The organism is Paraconexibacter algicola, assembly GCF_003044185.1.
GTDB classification, from domain to species: Bacteria; Actinomycetota; Thermoleophilia; order Solirubrobacterales; family Solirubrobacteraceae; genus Paraconexibacter; species Paraconexibacter algicola.
Genome location: NZ_PYYB01000006.1, coordinates 103904 through 122889 on the forward strand (window position 1 = coordinate 103904; position 18986 = coordinate 122889).

Annotated in this window: 24 protein-coding genes; 22 read left to right on the forward strand and 2 right to left on the reverse strand. The window is 73.6% G+C overall.

Annotation, left to right across the window (positions count from 1 at the left end):
• The first annotated feature begins 14 nt into the window (after positions 1 to 14).
• Genes C7Y72_RS22510 through hisF form a run of 7 tightly spaced genes read left to right on the forward strand, consistent with a single transcriptional unit; the run spans position 15 to position 5623 of the window.
• A complete protein-coding gene (locus tag C7Y72_RS22510; RefSeq protein WP_107571457.1) occupies positions 15 to 980 on the forward strand; it encodes an ATP phosphoribosyltransferase regulatory subunit in 966 nt (321 codons plus the stop codon).
• Positions 977 to 1618: an ATP phosphoribosyltransferase gene (hisG, locus tag C7Y72_RS22515; protein WP_107571458.1), complete on the forward strand. Its 642-nt coding sequence runs from the start codon at positions 977 to 979 to the stop codon at positions 1616 to 1618. The genes C7Y72_RS22510 and hisG overlap by 4 nt, the downstream gene beginning before the upstream one ends.
• Complete coding sequence (gene hisD / locus C7Y72_RS22520) at positions 1608 to 2810, forward strand: histidinol dehydrogenase (protein WP_233243966.1); 1203 nt, start codon at positions 1608 to 1610, stop codon at positions 2808 to 2810. The genes hisG and hisD overlap by 11 nt, the downstream gene beginning before the upstream one ends.
• Positions 2807 to 3403, forward strand: coding sequence for an imidazoleglycerol-phosphate dehydratase HisB (gene hisB, locus C7Y72_RS22525; RefSeq protein ID WP_107571459.1), 597 nt, complete (start codon positions 2807 to 2809; stop codon positions 3401 to 3403). Before hisD ends, hisB begins: the two co-directional genes overlap by 4 nt.
• Positions 3400 to 4077, forward strand: coding sequence for an imidazole glycerol phosphate synthase subunit HisH (gene hisH, locus C7Y72_RS22530; protein WP_107571460.1), 678 nt, complete (start codon positions 3400 to 3402; stop codon positions 4075 to 4077). The genes hisB and hisH overlap by 4 nt, the downstream gene beginning before the upstream one ends.
• A complete protein-coding gene (gene hisA, locus C7Y72_RS22535; RefSeq protein ID WP_107571461.1) occupies positions 4074 to 4856 on the forward strand; it encodes a 1-(5-phosphoribosyl)-5-[(5-phosphoribosylamino)methylideneamino]imidazole-4-carboxamide isomerase in 783 nt (260 codons plus the stop codon). Before hisH ends, hisA begins: the two co-directional genes overlap by 4 nt.
• On the forward strand, positions 4856 to 5623 hold the full coding sequence (gene hisF, locus C7Y72_RS22540) for an imidazole glycerol phosphate synthase subunit HisF (protein ID WP_107571462.1): 768 nt from the start codon (positions 4856 to 4858) through the stop codon (positions 5621 to 5623). The genes hisA and hisF overlap by 1 nt, the downstream gene beginning before the upstream one ends.
• 14 nt (positions 5624 to 5637) lie before the next feature.
• Here hisF and C7Y72_RS22545 read toward each other — a convergent pair whose 3' ends face one another.
• Positions 5638 to 7266 carry a PQQ-binding-like beta-propeller repeat protein gene (locus C7Y72_RS22545; protein ID WP_107571463.1) on the reverse strand — a complete coding sequence of 543 codons (1629 nt, stop codon included), beginning with the start codon at positions 7264 to 7266 and terminating at the stop codon, positions 5638 to 5640.
• Positions 7267 to 7295: 29 nt separating this feature from the next.
• Here C7Y72_RS22545 and C7Y72_RS22550 point away from each other — a divergent pair, with 29 nt between their 5' ends.
• From C7Y72_RS22550 to C7Y72_RS22620, 15 genes are all read left to right on the forward strand, one after another.
• A complete protein-coding gene (locus tag C7Y72_RS22550; RefSeq protein WP_107571464.1) occupies positions 7296 to 8477 on the forward strand; it encodes a tRNA nucleotidyltransferase/poly(A) polymerase family protein in 1182 nt (393 codons plus the stop codon).
• Positions 8474 to 9232, forward strand: a complete 759-nt coding sequence (pgeF, locus tag C7Y72_RS22555) for a peptidoglycan editing factor PgeF (protein ID WP_107571465.1) — start codon at positions 8474 to 8476, stop codon at positions 9230 to 9232. Before C7Y72_RS22550 ends, pgeF begins: the two co-directional genes overlap by 4 nt.
• Complete coding sequence (locus tag C7Y72_RS22560; protein ID WP_107571466.1) at positions 9220 to 9891, forward strand: YggS family pyridoxal phosphate-dependent enzyme; 672 nt, start codon at positions 9220 to 9222, stop codon at positions 9889 to 9891. Before pgeF ends, C7Y72_RS22560 begins: the two co-directional genes overlap by 13 nt.
• A gap of 47 nt (positions 9892 to 9938) precedes the next feature.
• Entirely contained in the window at positions 9939 to 10487 is a 549-nt protein-coding gene (locus C7Y72_RS22565) for a cell division protein SepF (RefSeq protein ID WP_107571467.1), read from the forward strand.
• Complete coding sequence (locus C7Y72_RS22570) at positions 10484 to 11095, forward strand: hypothetical protein (RefSeq protein ID WP_233243967.1); 612 nt, start codon at positions 10484 to 10486, stop codon at positions 11093 to 11095. Before C7Y72_RS22565 ends, C7Y72_RS22570 begins: the two co-directional genes overlap by 4 nt.
• Before the next feature lie 37 nt (positions 11096 to 11132).
• Entirely contained in the window at positions 11133 to 11897 is a 765-nt protein-coding gene (locus tag C7Y72_RS22575; RefSeq protein WP_107571468.1) for a pyrroline-5-carboxylate reductase family protein, read from the forward strand.
• The gene (locus tag C7Y72_RS22580) at positions 11894 to 12208 is read left to right on the forward strand and encodes a YggT family protein (RefSeq protein ID WP_107571469.1); all 315 of its coding nucleotides are present in this window, start codon (positions 11894 to 11896) and stop codon (positions 12206 to 12208) included. Before C7Y72_RS22575 ends, C7Y72_RS22580 begins: the two co-directional genes overlap by 4 nt.
• A complete protein-coding gene (gene lspA, locus C7Y72_RS22585; protein ID WP_107571470.1) occupies positions 12205 to 12711 on the forward strand; it encodes a signal peptidase II in 507 nt (168 codons plus the stop codon). Before C7Y72_RS22580 ends, lspA begins: the two co-directional genes overlap by 4 nt.
• The gene (locus C7Y72_RS22590; RefSeq protein ID WP_107571471.1) at positions 12689 to 13591 is read left to right on the forward strand and encodes an RluA family pseudouridine synthase; all 903 of its coding nucleotides are present in this window, start codon (positions 12689 to 12691) and stop codon (positions 13589 to 13591) included. Before lspA ends, C7Y72_RS22590 begins: the two co-directional genes overlap by 23 nt.
• Before the next feature lie 276 nt (positions 13592 to 13867).
• Positions 13868 to 14779, forward strand: a complete 912-nt coding sequence (gene rpsB, locus C7Y72_RS22595) for a 30S ribosomal protein S2 (RefSeq protein WP_107571472.1) — start codon at positions 13868 to 13870, stop codon at positions 14777 to 14779.
• A complete protein-coding gene (tsf, locus tag C7Y72_RS22600) occupies positions 14772 to 15374 on the forward strand; it encodes an elongation factor Ts (protein ID WP_107571473.1) in 603 nt (200 codons plus the stop codon). Before rpsB ends, tsf begins: the two co-directional genes overlap by 8 nt.
• A 21-nt stretch (positions 15375 to 15395) precedes the next feature.
• On the forward strand, positions 15396 to 16130 hold the full coding sequence (pyrH, locus tag C7Y72_RS22605) for a UMP kinase (RefSeq protein ID WP_107571474.1): 735 nt from the start codon (positions 15396 to 15398) through the stop codon (positions 16128 to 16130).
• A gap of 16 nt (positions 16131 to 16146) precedes the next feature.
• Positions 16147 to 16704, forward strand: a complete 558-nt coding sequence (frr, locus tag C7Y72_RS22610; RefSeq protein ID WP_107571483.1) for a ribosome recycling factor — start codon at positions 16147 to 16149, stop codon at positions 16702 to 16704.
• Positions 16704 to 17381 (forward strand): polyprenyl diphosphate synthase, encoded by a 678-nt coding sequence (gene uppS / locus C7Y72_RS22615; RefSeq protein WP_107571475.1) that lies wholly within the window; start codon positions 16704 to 16706, stop codon positions 17379 to 17381. The genes frr and uppS overlap by 1 nt, the downstream gene beginning before the upstream one ends.
• The gene (locus C7Y72_RS22620) at positions 17378 to 18199 is read left to right on the forward strand and encodes a phosphatidate cytidylyltransferase (protein ID WP_154732298.1); all 822 of its coding nucleotides are present in this window, start codon (positions 17378 to 17380) and stop codon (positions 18197 to 18199) included. The genes uppS and C7Y72_RS22620 overlap by 4 nt, the downstream gene beginning before the upstream one ends.
• 34 nt (positions 18200 to 18233) lie before the next feature.
• Here the strand turns inward: C7Y72_RS22620 and C7Y72_RS22625 are convergent.
• The coding region (locus tag C7Y72_RS22625; protein WP_199224034.1) for a Tn3 family transposase at positions 18234 to 18986 on the reverse strand (753 nt) is incomplete at its 5' end.

Sequence of the window (18986 nt, forward strand, 5' to 3'; positions counted from 1 at the left end):
ACTCCGAGGTCCCCATGATCCACCCCCTTCCCAGCGGCACCCGCGACGTCCTCCCCGACGAGAGCCGGGAGCTGCGCGCCATCACCGAGGCGATGCGCGGCGTCTTCGAGCGGGCCGGCTACGGCGAGGTCTGGACGCCCGCGATCGAGTACGAGTCCGTCGTCGGCCGCGTCGACGGCGGCCGTGGGGTCTACCGCCTGTTCGACGACCACGGCGAGGTGCTGCTGCTGCGCTCCGACCTCACCGTCCCGATCGCGCGCCTGGCCGCCACCCGCTACGCGCCCGCCGCGTTCCCGCTGCGGCTCAGCACCTTCGCGCACGTCTACCGCGGCGTGACGCCGCACCGCGGCCAGATGCGCGAGACGCTCCAGGCCGGGATCGAGCTGCTCGGCGCCGGGGCGCCCGGCGGCACCACCGAGGTCCTCAACGTCCTCTGCGCCGCGCTCGACGCCACCGGCTTGCGCGACTACCGGATCGGGCTCGGGGACGCGACGCTCTACCCGGCGCTGCTGGAGGCCTACGCGGTCCCCGAGGAGGCGCGCGACGGGCTGCTGGACGCGCTCGTGCGCCGCGACCTCGTCGAGCTCGGCTCGCGCGTGGCGGCGCTCGGCCTGCCCGCCGAGAGCGCCGACGCGCTCGCCCGCATCCCGCAGCTGCGTGGCGGCGCCGACCTGCTGGCCGACCTGCCGGCCGGGCCCGCCACCGACTCCGCCACCGGCCTGCGCGGCGTCCTCGACGGCCTCGACGCGCAGGCGGCCGACCGGGTCATCTTCGACCTCGGCCTGCTGCGCGACCGTGGCTACTACACCGGTGCGGTCTTCGAGGTCTACGCCCCCGGCGTCGGCATGCCGCTCGGTGGCGGCGGCCGCTACGACGACCTGCTCGCGCGCTTCGGACCCGACGCGCCCGCCGTCGGCTTCGCGCTCGGCGTCGACAAGGTCCACCTCGCCCTGGTCGCGGAGACGGAGGCCACCGCATGAGCCCGAACAACGGCCTCACCATCGCCGTCCCGCGCGGCGCGCTCATGGGGGACACGCTCGACCTGCTCGACGCCCTGGGCGTCGACACCACCGAGGTCCGCGAGAACGACCGCAAGCTGCTCTTCGAGGACGTCGGGATCGTCACCATGCGGCCCAGCGACGTCCCCACCTACGTGGAGGCCGGGGCGGCGGACATCGGCATCACCGGCAAGGACGTCCTGCTCGAGCAGTCCGAGCGCGAGGTGTACGAGCTGCTCGACCTCGGGTACGGGCGCTGCGAGATGGTCGTCGCCAGCGTCGACGAGCCCGGCGGCGACCCGATGGTCGAGGCGCTGCGGCGCCTCGGGGTCACCCGGATCGCGACGAAGTACTACGCGATCGCCCAGCGCCACTTCGAGGAGACCGGCCGGCAGGTCGAGATCGTCGAGGTCAAGGGCGCCGTCGAGCTCGCGCCGCTGACCGGGCTCAGCGAGGCGATCGTCGACCTCACCGCAACCGGCACGACGCTGCGCGAGAACGGCCTGGTCATCCGCGAGCGGCTGTTCGTCGCCACGGCGCGGCTGATCGCCAACCCCGTCGCGCACAAGCTCAAGGCCCAGGCCATCGACGATCTCGTGGAGCGGATCCGTGCGCGTTGAGCGGTTCACCGCGGGTCCCGACCACCGCGCCACCGTCGAGGCGATCCGCGCCCTGACCCCCGGCGCGGCGTCGGTCACCGGCCTCGTCGGCGAGATCGTCGCCTCCGTCCGCGACGGCGGCGACGCCGCCCTCGCCAAGTACGTCGAGCGGTTCGACCGCCCGCCCGCCGAGCCGGCCCCGCTGCCGCAGGACGTCCGCGCGGGCCTCGAGGTCGCGATCGCCAACGTCCGCGCGGTCGCGCGGGCCCAGGTCGGCAGCGGCACCAGCGTCACGCTCCCGCAGGGCCACACCGTCGAGATCCGCGAGCTGCCCGTGCGCCGCGCCGCGATCTACGTCCCCGGCGGCCGCAACCCGTACCCGAGCACGGTCGTCATGGGCGTCGTCACCGCCCAGGAGGCCGGGGTGGAGGAGATCGTCGTGTGCGCGCCCGGCATGCACCCCGTGATCCGGGGCGCCTGCGAGCTGCTCGGCGTCACCGAGACCTACGCCATGGGCGGCGCCCACGCGATCGCCGCGCTCGCCCACGGCACCGAGACGATCGAGCGCGTCGACGTCATCGCCGGTCCCGGCGGGCTGTGGGTGCAGGAGGCCAAGCGCCAGGTCTCCGGCGCCGTCGGCATCGACGGCTTCCTCGGCCCCTCCGACGTCGTCGTCTGCGCCGACGGGTCCGTCGACCGGCAGCTCGTGCTCGCCGACCTGCGGGCGCAGGCCGAGCACGGGGAGGGCACGATCGTCGTGCTCGTCTCCGACGACCTCGCGCTCCTGGACGAGCTGCACGCGGAGCTCGGCGTCTTCGAGACCGAGGCGGTCGCCGCGACCGTGCTCGCCCACGACGCCGCCGACGCGATCGCCCTGAGCGAGGCGTTCGCGCCCGAGCACCTCGAGCTCGTCGGACCCAGCATGGAGGCGCTCGTCGACGACATCCGCTGCGCCGGCTGCACGTTCCTGGGAACCGCCGGGGGCACCGCCTTCGGCGACTACGTCGCCGGCTCCAACCACTCGCTGCCGACCGGCGGCGGCGCGCGGTTCGGCAGCGCGCTCGGCCCGCGGACCTTCCGGCGGCGGATGAGCGTCGTGCGGATCGGGGACGCCGCCGACGCCCTCGCCGGGCCCGGCGCGGCGATCGCGACCGCCGAGGGCTTCACCGAGCACGCGCGATCGATGACCCTGCGACAGAATGGACGTCCGTGAGCGAGCGCCGCGCCGAGATCAGCCGCAGGACCGCCGAGACCGACGTCACGCTCGCGCTCGGCCTCGACGGGTCCGGGCAGGGCACGCGCGTCACCGGGGTCGGCTTCTTCGACCACATGCTCGACCTGCTCGCCCGGCACGCACGCCTGGACCTCGAGGTGCAGGTGACCGGCGACCTGCAGACCGGCGCGCACCACACCGTCGAGGACACCGGCATCGTGCTCGGGCAGGCGCTCGACCGCGCGCTCGCCGACCGGCGCGGCATCTACCGCTACGGCCACGCGGTCGTCCCCATGGACGAGGCGCGCGCGAGCTGCACGCTCGACATCTCCGGGCGGCCCTACTGCGCCTTCCACGCGATCCTGCCGCCCGGCGGCATCGGGAACTTCGACCACGACCTCGCGGAGGAGTTCTTCCGCGCGGTCGCCGGGTCGGCGAAGCTGACCCTGCACCTGCAGGCCGAGGCCGGCACCAACGCCCACCACATCATCGAGGCGCTGTTCAAGGCCTTCGCCCGGGCGCTGCGCGCCGCGATCGCGATCGACCCGACCGAGCCCGGCGTCCCGTCCACGAAGGGCACGCTCACCGGATGACCCCGCCCGTGCCCGCGCCCACCATCGCCGTCGTCGACTACGGGATGGGCAACCGCCGCAGCGTCGAGAAGGCGCTCGAGCGGGTCGGCGTCCGTGCGCGCATCACCGGGGACCACGACGAGCTGCGCACCGTCGACGGCCTGCTCGTGCCCGGCGTCGGCGCGTTCCCCGCCGCGATGGAGCGGCTGCGCGCGCTCGGCCTCGTCACGCTGCTGCGCGACCTCGTCGCCGGCGGCACGCCGCTGCTCGGCGCCTGCCTCGGCATGCAGCTGCTGTTCGAGCGCTCCGTCGAGCACGGCGGCGCCGAGGGCCTCGGACTGCTCCCCGGCGAGGTCGTCGCGCTCGACCCCGGCCCGGCGCACCCGCAGCTGAAGCTCCCGCACATCGGCTGGAACGAGGTCCGCTGGGAGCGGCCGTCCCCGATCTCCGCGGGCCTGCCCGACCCCGCGACCTTCTACCACGTGCACAGCTACGTCCCGCGGCCCTCCGCGCCCGACGTCACGCTCGGCACCAGCGACTACGGCGTCCCGTTCGCGAGCGTCGTCGGCCGCGACCACGTCTTCGGGGCGCAGTTCCACCCTGAGAAGTCCTCCACGCACGGCCTCGCGATGCTCGCGAACTTCGCCCGCCTCTGCGCCCCGTCGGCGCAGCCGAATCCCCCGGTCCCCGCATGATCCTCTATCCCGCCATCGACATCTACGGCGGCAAGGCCGTCCGCCTCAAGCAGGGCGACTTCGCCGACACCACCGTCTACGACGACGACCCGCTCGACGCGGCGCGCGCCTGGGTCAAGGCCGGCGCCCGCTACCTGCACATCGTCGACCTCGACGGCGCGAAGTCCGGGGCGCCGCAGAACCTCGAGCACATCGAGCGGATCACCTCCGAGATCCAGGTGCCCGTGCAGCTCGGCGGCGGCCTGCGGTCGCTCGCGTCCGTGTCCGCCGCGCTCGAGGCCGGGGTCGAGCGCGTGATCCTCGGCACCGCCGCGTTCACCGACGTCGACTTCCTCGACGACGTGCTCGGCGCCTACCGCGACCGGGTCATCGTGTCCGTCGACACGCGCGGGGGCATGGTCTCCACGCACGGCTGGCAGGAGACGACGACGATCCCCGCCGAGGCGGTCATCGAGCAGCTCCAGAACCGCGGCGTGCGCTCGTTCGTGTACTCGAACGTCGACCGCGACGGCATGCTCCAGGGCCCCGACCTCGACGAGGTCAACCGCATCGCCGCCGTCGTCAAGGGGCGCTTCATCTACTCCGGCGGCATCGGCAAGGTCGAGGACCTCTCCGCGCTCGCCGGCCTGCGCCAGGTGAACCTGTTCGGGGTCATCGTCGGCAAGGCGCTCTACGAGCAGAAGTTCACGATCGCGCAGGCGCACGACGCGCTGGTGCCGCCGCGCCGTGCGTCCGGTCCCGGCGGCCGCACCGATCTGTTCCAGCCCGGCCGGGACTGATGCACCTCAAGCGCGTGATCCCGTGCCTGGACGTCGACGCCGGGCGCGTCGTGAAGGGCACGAACTTCGTCGACATCCGCGACGCCGGCGACCCCGTCGAGCTCGCGGAGCGCTACGACGCGGCCGGGGCCGACGAGCTCGTCTTCCTCGACATCACCGCCACGCACGAGAAGCGCGACACGATCGTCGACCTCGCGCGCCGCACCGCCGACAACGTCTTCATCCCGTTCACCATCGGCGGCGGGATCCGCTCGGTCGCGGACGCCCAGGGGGTCCTGGACGCGGGCGCCGACAAGGTCTCGATCAACAGCGCCGCGGTCGCGCGCCCCGAGCTGATCGGCGAGCTCGCCGACGTGTTCGGCGCCCAGTGCGTCGTGCTCGCGGTCGACTGCAAGGCCCGCGCGGACGGCACGGGCTGGGAGGTGTACGTCGCCGGGGGCCGCACGCCCACCGGCCGCGACGTCGTCGACTGGATCCGGGAGGGCGTCGAGCGCGGGGCGGGGGAGATCCTGCTCACGAGCATGGACCGCGACGGCACCAACGACGGCTACGACCTGCCGCTGACGGCGGCGGTCAGCGCCGCGGTCGGCGTGCCCGTCATCGCCTCCGGCGGCGCCGGGACGCTCGACCACCTCGTCGACGCGCTGCAGGCCGGCGCCGACGCGGCGCTCTGCGCCTCGATCTTCCACTACGGGCAGCACACCGTCGGCGAGGCCAAGCGCCACCTGCTCGACGCCGGCGTGCCGGTCCGCCCGCCCGTCGACTGACGGTCGGCGCGCCGCTACCCGCGGCGCGCGCGGCAGACCTTGCGGCCGTCCGCGTCGGTGAAGCAGACGACCGGCCGGCGCGCCCGGCAGGTCGTGCGGCCGTCCGCGCCGCGCACGCACACCAGCGGCTCGGGCACCCGGCAGACCCGTCGGCCGTCCGAGCGGAAGCAGAACCGCACCCCGCGACGGCGCAGGTCGTTGCGGCGGGCGACCGCCGCCCGTCGGGCGGCGACGCGCCGGGCCAGCGCGCGGGCCTGCGCCTGCTTGCGCCGCGCGACGCGCCGACCGATCACGCGGCGCCGCTCGGCGGCCGTGAGCGGCCGCGCCTTCGGCGCGTCGCCCGAGGAGGAGCCCGGGCGACCGTCGAACGCGAACATGCTCGTCGAGCCCATCACGAACAGGCCGCGCCCGGTCGACACGACCGGGTTGAACTTGCCGCGCCCGAACCGCCAGATCGTGCGGCCCGACCGGGCCGTGACCGCGGTCGTGCGGCCCTCGAGCGTCGAGGAGAACACGAGGTCCCCGATGACCGTCACGCCCCCGGAGATGCGGCCGCCGACGTTCTTCGTCCAGCGCGGCCGGCCGGTGCGCGCGTCAAGCGCGTAGAGCTTCTTGTCGTAGGAGCCGATGTACACCGTGGGCCGGGTCCCCGGGACCTCCGCCACGGCGGGGGAGGAGTAGACGAACCCGCCGGTCTCCTTGCGCCACGCGAGCTTGCCGGTCCGCGCGGAGAACGAGTACACCCCGCCGTCGGTGTTGCCGACGTAGACGCGGCCGAACGCGACCGCCGGCGTCGAGTAGAAGTTGCCCGCCGAGAGCCCGAAGCGCCCGCCGCGCGTCTCGGTGCGCCACAGGCGCTTGCCGTCGCGCAGCCGCAGCGCCTGCACCGCGCCGCCGTAGTCGGCCATGAACAGCCGGTCGCCCTCCAGGGCGAGGGCGCCCTTCACCGCGCCCGCGGCCTTCGCGGTCCACTCGACGCTGCCGTCGGAGGCGTCCAGCGCGTACACGGTGCCGTTCTCGGTCCCGAAGTACAGCGAGCCGCGGTGCAGCAGCGGGGAGGACTCGGCGCGGCTGGGCAGCTTGCGCGACCAGCGCGTGCGGCCGTCCTTGGCCGAGACCGCGACGACCCGGCCCTTGCGGATGCCCTTCCCGCGCTCGAGGATCACCGAGTAGACCGTGTTGTGCGCGACCGCCGGGGAGGAGGCGGCGAGGTGGCCGAGCTTCGTCTTCCAGCGGACCTTGCCCGTCTGCCGCGCCAAGGCGTAGAGCGCCGCGTTGTTCTTCAGCAGGTACATCGAGCGGGCGCCGAGGACCGGCGGGAACTCGAGCAGGATCTTCCCGCCGAGCTTCCAGCGCCGCTCGAACGGCGGCCGCAGCGGCTTGTCGACCGGCAGGTACTGGGTGCGCGCCTTCGTGAACCCGTAGACCGGCCAGTTGAACGCCGACGGCCCCTCCGAGGCGGGCGCGCGCACGGGCGGCGCCTCGGGCGCCTCGTCGCGGAACTCCACGTCGGTGTTGACCACGTCGCCCTGCTCGCCGCCGCCGAGCAGCAGCACGGCGAGGCCGCCGCCCCCGACCAGGACGGTGAGCGCGGCGAGCACCGCGAGGACCAGGCGTCTCCGTCGCCGGGGGCGCGAGGGCATCGGCTCACCGTAGCGGGGACACTTCGTGCGTGCGCCCCCCGGCCGACGTCCTCGAGGCCCTGCGCGCCGCCCCCGGGGCGGCGCCGCTGCTCGACGCGCTCGCCGACGTGCCGGGCCTGTGGGTCGTCGGCGGTGCCGTCCGCGACGTGCTGCTGGGCCGGGTGCCGCGCGAGCTCGACCTCGTGGTGGAGGGAGACCCCGCCGCGGTCCTCGCCGCCCTGCCCGGGAGCGTCGTGCAGCACGACCGCTTCGGCACCGCGACCGTCGTCCCGGCCGGGGCGACGCAGGCCCACGACGTCGTCCGCGCCCGCCGCGAGACCTACGCGCACCCGGGGGCGCTGCCGGACGTGCAGCCCGCGTCGATCGACGAGGACCTGCTGCGCCGCGACCTGACCGTCAACGCGCTGGCGCTGCGCGTGGGAGCCGGGAACCCGGAGCTGCGCGGCGCCCCCGGGGCCGTGGAGGACCTCGAGGCCGGCGTCCTGCGGGTCCTGCACGACGCGAGCTTCCGCGATGACCCGACGCGCCTGTGGCGCACGGCGCGGTACGCCGCCCGGCTCGGCTTCGCGGTCGAGCCGCACACGCGCGCGCTCGCCGCCGCCGCCGACCCGACGACGGTCAGCGGCACGCGGACCGGCAACGAGCTGCGCCACGCGATGCGCGAGCCGGACCCGCTCGCCGCGCTCGCGCAGGCCCGGGCGCTCAACGCGCGGCTGCTGCCCGAGGCGCTCACCACGGCGCCGCCGCGCCTCGCCGACGCGCTCGCGCTGCTGCCGCCCGACGGCCGCGCCGACCTGCTGACCCTCGCCGCGTGCGTCGAGCCGATGCCGGCCGCCGAGGTCGTGCGGTGGCTCGACGAGCTCGCGTTCCCCGCCGCGGACCGGGACGTCGTGGCCGCCGGCTCCCGCGAGATGGTCCGCACGCCGCTGCGGCGCGCCCGGACCGCCACCGAGATCGGCCGCGCCGCCCGCGGCGTGCCCGTCGAGGTCGTCGCGCTCGCCGGCGGCGACCAGGCCCGCCGCTGGATCGACGACCTGCGCCACCGGCGCCTGGCGATCAGCGGCGCCGACCTGCTCGCCGCGGGCGTCCCGCAGGGCCCGGAGCTCGGCGCCCGCCTCTCCGCCGCACTCGACGCGTGCCTGGAGGACGAGGCGCCCGACCGGGCGTCGCAGCTCGCGGTCGCGCTCGGCACTAGGCTGTCGCGGGAATGAGCGAGCTGCCGGCGCCGTTCCGCTGGAGCGGCGACCACATCACCGCGGACCTGCCGGGGGGCCACGTGCTCTTCACGACCCGGCGCGGCGGCGTCAGCCACCCGCCGTACGACAGCCTCAACCTCGGGCCGTGGACGGAGGACGACGCGGCCTCCGTCGACGCCAACCGCGCCGCCGTCACGCGGCTCGTCGGGCGGCCGATCGCCTCCGCGCGCCAGGTCCACGGCACCGCGGTCGTCTCGATCGACGCGCGGCCCGGCCGCGCCGCCGACCCGCGCCAGGACCCTCCGGAGGCCGACGCGCTCGTCACCGACCGCCCGGACGTCGCCGTCGCGGTCCTCGCCGCCGACTGCCTGCCGATCCTCGTCCTCGGCCACGGCGCGGTCGCCGCCGCGCACGCCGGCTGGCGCGGGCTCGCCGCCGGGGTCGTCGACGTCGCCGTGGAATCGGTGCGCGACGCGCAGGTCGCCGACCACGCCCCGATGGTCGCCGTCATCGGGCCCGGGGCCGGGGGCTGCTGCTACGAGGTCGGGGACGAGGTCCGCGAGGCGTTCGCCGAGCACGGCGACGCGGTCCGCGACGGCCGCCGCATCGATCTCAAGGCGATCGCCGCCGAGCGGCTGCGGGACGCGGGCGTCGCCACCGTCCACGACGTCGGGCTGTGCACGCTCTGCGCGCCCGCCGGGATGCTCTTCAGCCACCGTCGCGACGGCGGCACCACCGGACGACAGATGGGGATCGCATGGCGGACCTGATCCGCGGGCTCGACGCCGACCGCGTGCGCGCGGCGGCCGACGGCGTCCGCGCCGAGATCGCCGACGCCTGCGCGCGGGTCGGGCGCGACCCGTCCGAGGTGGAGCTGCTCGCCGCCGTGAAGTACGTGGCCATCGAGGAGCTGCCCGTGCTCGCCGCCGCGGGCGTCACCGTCCTCGGGGAGAACCGCGCGCAGGAGCTCGAGCGCAAGGCGCGCGCCTGGGAGGAGCAGGGCCTGGGTCCCGTCACGTGGGACTTCATCGGGCACCTGCAGAGCCGCAAGGTCAGGGGCCTCGCCCCGCTGGTGCGGCGCATCCACTCGGTCGGCAGCGACAGCGCGCTGCGCGAGCTCGGCAAGCTCGACGCGCCGGTCGGCGTGCTCGTCGCGGTGAACATCGCGCGCGAGGAGGGCAAGAGCGGCATCGACCCGCAGGAGCTCCCCGCGTTCCTCGCCCGCTGCCCGCTGCCCGTCAGCGGCCTGATGACGATGCCGCCGCTCGCCGACGACCCCCAGGAGAGCCGCCCGTGGTTCGCGGCGCTCGCGGCCCTCGCCCGCGAGCACGGGCTGCGCGAGCTCTCGATGGGCACCACGCAGGACTTCGCGATCGCCGTGGAGGAGGGCGCGACCGTCGTGCGGGTCGGCACCCGCCTGTATCGCTGATCCCGCGTGCAGGGAAAACGCGAGCGACCGCGTACTCTTGGGGAGCTATGGCTCTTCGCGACAGCTGGCACCGCACGATGGTCTACTTCGGTCTCGCCGAGGAGCGCGATCCCGCGTACGACGACGAGATCGTCGACGACTACGCGCCCGAGGCGGAGCTCGAGGAGCGCTACCGGGAGCGCCCGAACGTCCGGCGCCTGAACAGCCGCCGGCGCCGCGACGACTTCGACGACATCTTCAGCGACGACGAGCCCGCGGGCCGCGCGCCGAAGACGACGCAGCTGCGTGCCGTCGGCGGCAGCAGCACGCGTAGCCGCGACGTGCGCGTGCACCTCGTCATCCCCAAGAGCTTCAACGACGCCCAGCAGGTCGCCGACAAGTTCAAGGACGGCATCCCCGTCGTGCTGAACCTCCAGAGCACCGACAACGACCTGAACAAGCGGCTGATCGACTTCGCCTCCGGCCTGACGTACGCGCTCGACGGCGGCATGCAGCGGATCGCCGACAAGGTCTTCATGCTCACGCCGCGCAACGTCGAGATCAGCGCCGAGGAGCGCGCCGAGCTGATCGAGAAGGGCTTCTTCAACCAGTCGTGAGCCCGCTCGTCGGGCCCGGCCCGGTCACGCGGTCCTGGATCCATCCCTCGCCGGCCTGGATGCAGCGCGCCGGGCACGCCGTGCTCGCCGGCGGTGGCGTCTGGCTGATCGACCCGCCCGACGGCCAGGAGGTCGAGGCCGCGGTCGTGGAGCTCGGCACGCCCGCCGGGGTCCTGCAGCTGCTGGACCGCCACCCGCGCGACTGCGCCGCGATCGCCCAGCGCCTCGGCGTCCCGCACCTGCGCGTGCCGCTCGACGGGGCCGCCCTGCCGTTCGAGGTCCTGCCGCAGTGGCACCTGCCGTTCTGGAACGAGGACGCGCTGTGGCTGCCCGAGCACCGCGTCCTCGTCGTCGCCGAGGCGCTCGTCGGCGCCCCCGACTTCGCGGCGCCCGGGGAGACGGTCGGCGTGCACCCGGCCCGCCGCCTGCTCCCGCCGGGCGCGCTCGGACGCCTGGAGCCCGAGACGCTGCTCATGGGGCACGGACCGCCGCTGCACGGCGCCGCCGCGCGGGCCGCGATCGACGACGCGCTGCACGGCGCGCGACGGCGCCTGCCGCTGCTGCTCGGCGCCCAGGCCGTGCGCGCGGTGCGCGGGCGCTTCCGCTGAGCGCCGCGCCACCCGCGACCCGTACTCTTCGCGAGCGATGCAGATCGGCCTGATCGGATCCGGGAACATGGCGGGCGCCATGGCGCGCGGCTGGGCACGGCCCGTGCTGTGCAGCGACGCCCTGCCCGAGCGCGCCCGCGCGCTCGCCGCGCAGACCGGGGGCGAGGCGATCGCCTCGAACCTCGAGCTCGCGCGCCGCGCCGACGTCGTCGTCCTCTGCCACAAGCCGGGGCAGCTGCGCGAGGTCGCCCGGGAGATCGCGGGGGAGGCCCGCGCGATCGTCTCGATCCTCGGCGGGGTCCCGCTCGCGGACGTGCGTGACGCGTACCCCGACCGGCCGGTCGTGCGGCTGATGCCCAGCACGCCGGTCGAGGTCCGCGCCGGGGTCGTGCTGCTCGCCGACGACGGCGACGGGGCGCTCGACGACCCGCTCGGGGTCGCCGTGACCGAGCTCGTCGCGGAGCTCGGCACCGCCGTCCGCGTCCCCGAGGCGCAGGTCGACGTCGCCATGGGCCTGATGGCCAACGCGCCCGCGTACATGGCGCTCGTCGCCGAGGCCCAGATCGACGCCGGCGTCCGCGCCGGTCTGGCCGTCCACGTCGCCCAGGAGCTCGTGGTGCAGACGATGGCCGGGACCGCGGCGCTGCTGCGCCACAAGGACTACGACACGCTGACCGTCCGGCGCGAGGTCACCTCGCCCGGCGGGTCGACCGCGCGGGGGCTCGACGCCCTCGAGCGGGCCGGGCTGCGCACCGCCTTCTCCGACGCCCTCGACGCCGTGCTGCAGAAAGAACGCCGATGACCGCCACCTTCGTGCTCGCGACCATCCAGGAGGAGATCGGGGGGTTCATCCGGACCCTGACCTACGTCTACGTCCTGCTGATCATCGCCTACATCCTCACCCAGCTCTTCTTCGGGTTCGGGGGACGGATGCCGTACAACCGCACCGGCAGCGCGATCCTCGGCTTCCTCAACGACACCGTCGGGCCGTACCTCAACCTCTTCCGGCGGTTCATCCCGCCGCTCGGTCCGCTGGACCTCAGCCCGATCGTGGCGATCTTCGTCCTGCAGATCGCCGGGAACCTGCTCGCCGGCATCGTCGAGCACGCGTGAGCGGGGCCGCCGCCCGATCCTGGCGCCTGGCGGGCGTCGTCCTGCTCGCGGTCCTCGCCGTCGACCAGCTGACGAAGGTGCTCGTCCGCCGCGGCGTCGAGCAGGGCAGCAGCGACCCGATCTTCCCGCTGCTGAAGCTCGTCCACGTCGAGAACCGCGGCGTTGCCTTCGGCGCCTTCGCCGGCGGCGGCCAGACGGTCGTGATCATCGTGATCGCCATCGCGCTGGGAGGCCTGCTCGCGTACTTCGCGACCCACGCGCACCAGCCCGGCGTCTGGCTGCCGACGGGCCTGCTCGTCGGCGGGGCGGTCGGCAACATCATCGACCGGGTCGCCCTGGGGGCCGTGACGGACTTCCTGAAGCTGCCGTCGTGGCCGGCGTTCAACGTCGCCGACATGGCGATCACCTGCGGCGTGATCGCGCTCATCGCCGTGGTGGAGATGAGCGACCGGCGCCGCGACGAGGAGCCGATCGAGGCCGATGGAGCAGCTGGTCCCGTCTGACTGGGAGGGGGAGCGCCTGGACGCGTTCCTCGCCGAGCCGCTGGGCTCCCGCAGCCGCGCCACCCGCCTGATCGAGGCGGGCGCGGTCACGGTCGACGGCGCGGTCGTCCGCAAGCGCCACCGGGTCCGCACCGGGGAACGCATCGCCGTCGACGTCGCGCAGGACCCCGTGCGCGAGCCCGTCCCCGACGACGAGGGGCCGCCCGCCACGTTCGGCGTCGCCTACGAGGACGACGACCTGCTCGTCGTCGACAAGCCGCCCGGCGTCGTGGTGCACCCGGCGCGCGGCAACCGCCACGGCACTCTCGCGCAGGCGCTCGCCGGGCGGGCCGCCGGCGGCGAGGAGGCCTGGCGCGCGGGCATCGTGCACCGGCTCGACAAGGACACCAGCGGCCTGCTCGTCGTGGCCAAGAGCGACGAGACGCACCGCGCCCTGAAGGAGCTGCTGCAGGAGCGCGAGATCACCCGCGAGTACCTCGCGCTCGTCGACGGCCGGCCGCCGGCGCGCACCGGCACGATCGACGCGCCGATCGGCCGCGACCGGCGCGTGCGCACCCGCATGTCCACCGACAGCGCCGACGCGCGCGAGGCGCGCACCCACTTCGAGCTCGAGCGCGCCCTGCCCGCCTCGTCGCTGCTGCGCGTGCGCCTGGAGACCGGTCGGACCCACCAGATCCGCGTGCACCTGCAGGCCATCGGCCATCCGGTCTGCGGCGACCCGGAGTACGGTCGCCCCGGCCTGTACGGGCTCGACCGCCAGTTCCTGCACGCCACCCGGCTGCGCTTCGTCCACCCGGGCACGGGGGCCGAGGTCGACGTCGTCTCGCCGCTTCCCGCGGACCTCGAGGCCGCGCTCGCGCGCGCGGCCGCCACGGCCTGATCGCCCGCGTGGTGCGGCGGCGCGCCGCGAGGGCGCGCCGCCGGTCACCGCGGCTCATGCGGGCCGGTCCGCCGGAGGTAGGGGAAGGGGGCCGACCCGCACTCTCCCCAACGACCGGCGTGAGCAGAACTTGCGTACACTTGCGCTTCTTCGATTCCCGACCCCGTCGGGAGCCTCGCGGCCGCCCTGCCCGGCAGACCATCACGCCGGGTTCGTGCCGCGATCCGACGGGCGCAGCACCGACCAGTACCTCGAACCACAAAGGGAGCAGCACCCATGGCCGACGTCGGCATCAAGGAGCTGCTGGAGGCCGGAGTCCACTTCGGTCACCAGACGCGCCGTTGGAACCCCAAGATGCGCCGCTTCATCCACGGTGAGCGTGGCGGCATCTACATCATCGACCTCCTCAAGACGCAGAAGCTGCTCGCCGACGCGCAGGAGTTCGCCGGGACCGTCGCGCATCGCGGCGGCGTCGTGCTCTTCGTGGGCACGAAGAAGCAGGCCCGTGACGGCATCAAGGAGATCGCGGAGTCCTGCGGTCAGCCGTACGTCAACCACCGCTGGCTCGGTGGCCTGCTGACGAACTTCCAGACCATCAGCAACCGCATCAAGCGGCTGCACGACCTCGAGCGCTACGAGGCGGAGGGCCAGCTCGCGCTGCTGCCGACCCGCGAGCGCATGGCCGCGCAGGCCGACCTCGAGAAGCTGCGCGCCAACCTCGGCGGCGTGAAGAACATGCAGCGTCCGCCGGACGCGATGTTCGTCATCGACCTCAAGGTCGAGGAGATCGCGGTGAAGGAGGCCCGGCGCCTGCGGATCCCGATCATCGGCATGGTCGACACCAACTGCGACCCGGACGGCATCGACTACGTCGTCCCGGGCAACGACGACTCGATCCGCTCCTGCGTGGCGATCACGAAGGCGATCGGCGACGTCGTCGCCCAGGGCCGCGGCCAGTTCCAGGCGGCCGAGCAGGCCCGTCAGCAGGCCGAGGCCGAGGAGCGCGCCCGTCGCGAGGCGGAGCTGCGCGCCCGCAAGGAGGCCGAGGAGGCCGCCAAGGCCGCCGCCGAGCAGGCCGCCGCCGCCCCGACCGCCCCGGTCGCGGCGCCCGCCGCCGAGGCCACCCCGACCCCCGCCCCCGAGAGCGCGCCCGCCGCCCCGGCCGCGCAGGAGAACCCGAATGGCTGAGTTCACCGCCCAGGACGTCAAGGCGCTGCGTCAGAAGACCGGCGCCGGGATGATGGACTGCAAGAACGCCCTGACCGAGGCCGGCGGCGACGCCGCGAAGGCCGAGGAGCTGCTGAAGGTCAAGCTGGGCAAGAAGCTCGGCAAGCTCGCGGACCGCGAGGCGGCCGAGGGCACCGTGCAGTCCTACATCCACAGCAACGGCAAGGTCGGCGTCATCGTCGAGGTCGACTGCAACACCGACTTCGTCGCGCGCAACGAGGACTTCGTCGCGTTCGCGCGGGAGATCGCGATGCACGTCGCCGCGTCCCCGACCGCGAAGTACGTGTCGCGTGACGAGGTGCCCCAGGACGTCAAGGACGCCGAGGCCGCCATCTTCGAGCAGCAGGTCGCCGACAAGCCGGAGAACATCCGGCCGAAGATCGTCGAGGGCATGCTGAACAAGTGGCTCGCCGAGATCGTGCTGCTCGACCAGGTGCACGTGAACGCCGACAAGTACGACGGCAAGACGATCGAGCAGCTCCGCGCGGACCTGTCGACGACGACCGGGGAGAACGTGGTCATCCGCCGCTTCGCCCGGTTCGCGGTCGGCGAGTAGCCCGGGTAGGTTGCCCACACCGTGACCGACGCCGCGACGCCCGCGTTCAAGCGGATCCTGCTGAAGCTGTCGGGGGAGGCCCTCATGGGCTCCCTCGACTACGGCACCGATCCCGAGCGCCTGCAGGCCGTCGCGGCGCAGGTCAAGGCGATCCACGACCGCGGCGTCGAGGTCGCGATCGTCGTCGGCGCCGGGAACATCTACCGCGGCATGACCGGTGCCGCCGCGGGCATGGACCGTGCGACCGCCGACTACATGGGCATGCTCGCGACGGTGCTCAACGCCCTGCCGCTGCAGGACGCGCTGGAGAAGCTCGGCATCCACGTGCGCGTGGTGTCGGCGATCACGATCGCCGAGGTCGCCGAGCCGTACCTGCGTCGCCGCGCGATGCGCCACCTCGAGAAGCACCGCGTCGTGATCTTCGCCGCCGGCACCGGCAACCCGTTCTTCACGACCGACACCGCCGCCGCCCTGCGCGCGCGGGAGATGCACGCCGACGCGCTGCTGATGGCCAAGAACGGGGTGGAGGGCGTCTACTCCGGGGACCCGCGCACCGACCCGGACGCGACGTTCATCCCCGAGATCTCGCACATGGAGGCGCTGCAGCGCGGCCTCAAGGTCATGGACGCCACGGCGCTCACGATCTGCATGGAGCAGCGGCTGCCGATCCACGTGTTCAACATGGACGACGAGTCCAACATCGACCGGATAGTGTGCGGCGAGCGCGTCGGAACCCTCGTCGCGACGGAGGGCTGAGGAACGCATGAGTGAGCTGATCGACGAGCTGCTGGCCGACGCGCGCGAGCGCATGACGAAGTCCGTGGAGGCGACGACCGGCCAGTTCGGCACCGTCCGCACGGGCCGGGCGAGCCCGGCGCTCCTGGACCGCATCGTGGTCGACTACTACGGCGCGATGACGCCGCTGAAGCAGCTGGCGACCGTCAACGCGCCCGAGGCGCGGCTGCTGACCGTCCAGCCGTTCGACCAGTCCTCCATCCCTGCGGTGGAGAAGGCGATCATGCAGGCCGATCTCGGCCTGACCCCGAGCAACGACGGGCGGCTCATCCGCCTGAGCGTGCCGGAGCTCAACGAGGAGCGCCGCCGCGACATGGTCAAGCTCGTGCGCAGCATCGCCGAGGAGGGCCGCGTCGCCGTGCGCAACGTCCGCCGCGACGTCATGCAGGACCTCAAGGAGCTCAAGGACGAGGGCGAGGTCGGCGCCGACGACGAGCACCGCGGCGAGGGCGAGCTGCAGAAGCTCACCGACGCGAGCGTCGCGCAGCTGGACGCGGTCCTGAAGGCCAAGGAAGCCGAGATCCTCGAGGTCTGATGCCGGGCGCAGCCGTCGCGCCGCGGTACGTCGCGATCATCACCGACGGCAACGGGCGCTGGGCCGAGGCCCGGGGGCTGCCCGTCAACGACGGGCACAGCGCCGGCGCCGACACGGTGAAGGCGCGGCTGCGCGACGCGGCCGAGTGGGGCATCGAGGAGCTCACGGTCTACTCGTTCTCGACCGAGAACTGGACCCGCTCAGCCCAGGAGGTCACCGGCCTCATGCGGATGTTCGCCCAGCGCATCCAGACCGAGACGCCGGAGCTCAAGGCCCAGGGCGTGCGGATGCGGTTCATCGGCCGCCGTGACCGCATCACGCCGGCGCTGCTGGAGCTCATGGACTGGGCGGAGGCGCAGACCGCGGACAACACGCGGATCACGCTGTTCATCGCGTTCAACTACGGCGGCCGGGCCGAGATCGTCGACGCGGCCGCCCGCTTCACCGGCGGCACCGAGGAGGACTTCGCCAAGCTCCTCTACGCGCCGGAGATGCACGAGCCGGACCTCGTCATCCGCACCTCGGGCGAGCAGCGCCTCTCGAACTACCTGCTGTGGCAGTCCGCGTACTCCGAGCTCGTCTTCGCCGACGAGCTGTGGCCGGACTTCGACCGCGACGCGTTCCGCCGCACGCTGGACCAGTACAGCGACCGCGTCCGGCGCTTCGGGGGGCGGTGAGCGTGGCGAGCCGCGCCGCCCGCGAGCGCCCGCAGCGCAGCGACCTGACCGCGCGGATCATCGTGGCGATCCCGGCGATCATCTTCGCGATCACGATCGTCGCGCTGGGCGACATCTTCTTCACGCTCGGCCTGATCGGGCTCGGGCTCGTCTGCCTGCACGAGCTGTTCCAGATGTTCGACAAGGCGCACCCGTCGCGCCTGGGCGGCTTCATCGGCGTGATCGCGCTGTCGCTCGCCGCGTTCTTCGGCGACTCGACGCACGTGATGATCGCGCTCGTGGCGACCTTCCCGGTCGTGTTCGTGCTGACCGCGGCGCAGCCGAAGGGCGGGGCGCCGGCGATCTCGGTGACGATCCTCGGGGTCACGTGGATCGGGCTCGGTCTCGCGCACGCGATCCTGCTGCGCGACCTCCCGCACGGTGGCGCGATCATCGTCGACGTGCTCGTCGGCACGTTCCTCGGCGACACGGGCGCCTACCTCGGCGGCCGCCAGTTCGGGCGCCGCAAGCTCGCGCCGGCGATCTCCCCGAACAAGACGGTCGAGGGCCTGGCGATCGGCTTCGTCACCGCGATCGTCGCCACCTGGGCCGCCGGGCTCTACCAGGACTGGCTGTCCGGCACGGACGCGCTGATCCTCGGTGCCTGCGTCGGCCTCGCCGCCCCGGTCGGCGACCTGTTCGAGAGCTACCTCAAGCGGGACGCGGGAACGAAGGACACCGGGACGCTGTTCGGGGCGCACGGCGGCGCGCTCGACCGTCTCGACGCGGTGCTCTTCAGCATCGTCGTCGGCTACTACGTCTGGCTCGCGCTGATGTAGGCCCGGTGCTCGGGTTCGTGTCACCAGGGGCCAACTAGCGTGCCCCGTTGACGACTGGGTCGAGGTTGAGGCGCTGGTTCATGTCGAGGGTGAACTTGCCGTACGGGTTGATGTGGGTCCAGAACAGCGGGGTCAGTGCGCGACGGTCGGCGTCGGTGAGGCGGTTGGCCCAAGCGGGTTCGCTGAGGACGCGCTCGACGAGCAGGGTGTTGATGTGAACCAGCGCTGATTGCAGGAGGTGCAGCGCGAGCATCGAGATCTCTTGCTCTTCGCGATCGGGACTCGTGAGCTCGCTGCGTTTGCCGTAGAAGACCTGGCTGTTGGCGCTGTTCGAGGTCTCGACGACTTGGAGGCCTTCGTGGATCTCGCGTCGGAGTGCTGGGTCGGCGAGGTACTCGCAGATGAAGATCGTTCGGGTGGCGCGGCCGAGTTCTTCGAGGGCTTGGTAGGTGGGGTGCTTGGGGCCGCCGCGGGTGAAGCGGCGCAGCACCTGCTCGGCTTCGGCGGTTCCGAGCTTTAGCGCGGTGGCGTACTTGACGAGTTGGTCGTACTGGCGGGCGATGAGTGTCCAGTCGATCGGGCGCGCGGAGATCGCGGGTGCGATCTGCGGCCAGTTGGCGTCGTCGGGCAGGCCGGGGCGGTAGAGGCGGGCGGCGCCGATCCGTTTGAGGCGCGGGAGGAGTCGGTAGCCGAGGAGGTGGCAGAACGCGAAGCTGGAGTTCCCCCGCTTTGATGGACATCTGATGGCTGTGCCGTTTGGCGCAGCGGGAAGGATGTTCAGACGTGC

Bases quoted from the DNA above. Each gene is read 5' to 3' on its own strand.
- C7Y72_RS22560 (WP_107571466.1), top strand. From the start codon at position 9,220: ATGGCGGACCTGATCCGCGGGCTCGACGCCGACCGCGTGCGCGCGGCG.
- pgeF (WP_107571465.1), top strand. From the start codon at position 8,474: ATGAGCGAGCTGCCGGCGCCGTTCCGCTGGAGCGGCGACCACATCACC.
- rpsB (WP_107571472.1), top strand. From the start codon at position 13,868: ATGGCCGACGTCGGCATCAAGGAGCTGCTGGAGGCCGGAGTCCACTTC.
- C7Y72_RS22545 (WP_107571463.1), bottom strand. From the start codon at position 7,266: ATGCCCTCGCGCCCCCGGCGACGGAGACGCCTGGTCCTCGCGGTGCTC.
- C7Y72_RS22580 (WP_107571469.1), top strand. From the start codon at position 11,894: ATGACCGCCACCTTCGTGCTCGCGACCATCCAGGAGGAGATCGGGGGG.
- C7Y72_RS22590 (WP_107571471.1), top strand. From the start codon at position 12,689: ATGGAGCAGCTGGTCCCGTCTGACTGGGAGGGGGAGCGCCTGGACGCG.
- C7Y72_RS22575 (WP_107571468.1), top strand. From the start codon at position 11,133: ATGCAGATCGGCCTGATCGGATCCGGGAACATGGCGGGCGCCATGGCG.
- hisF (WP_107571462.1), top strand. From the start codon at position 4,856: ATGCACCTCAAGCGCGTGATCCCGTGCCTGGACGTCGACGCCGGGCGC.
- uppS (WP_107571475.1), top strand. From the start codon at position 16,704: ATGCCGGGCGCAGCCGTCGCGCCGCGGTACGTCGCGATCATCACCGAC.
- tsf (WP_107571473.1), top strand. From the start codon at position 14,772: ATGGCTGAGTTCACCGCCCAGGACGTCAAGGCGCTGCGTCAGAAGACC.
- hisA (WP_107571461.1), top strand. From the start codon at position 4,074: ATGATCCTCTATCCCGCCATCGACATCTACGGCGGCAAGGCCGTCCGC.
- C7Y72_RS22565 (WP_107571467.1), top strand. From the start codon at position 9,939: ATGGCTCTTCGCGACAGCTGGCACCGCACGATGGTCTACTTCGGTCTC.
- hisH (WP_107571460.1), top strand. From the start codon at position 3,400: ATGACCCCGCCCGTGCCCGCGCCCACCATCGCCGTCGTCGACTACGGG.
- hisG (WP_107571458.1), top strand. From the start codon at position 977: ATGAGCCCGAACAACGGCCTCACCATCGCCGTCCCGCGCGGCGCGCTC.
- C7Y72_RS22510 (WP_107571457.1), top strand. From the start codon at position 15: ATGATCCACCCCCTTCCCAGCGGCACCCGCGACGTCCTCCCCGACGAG.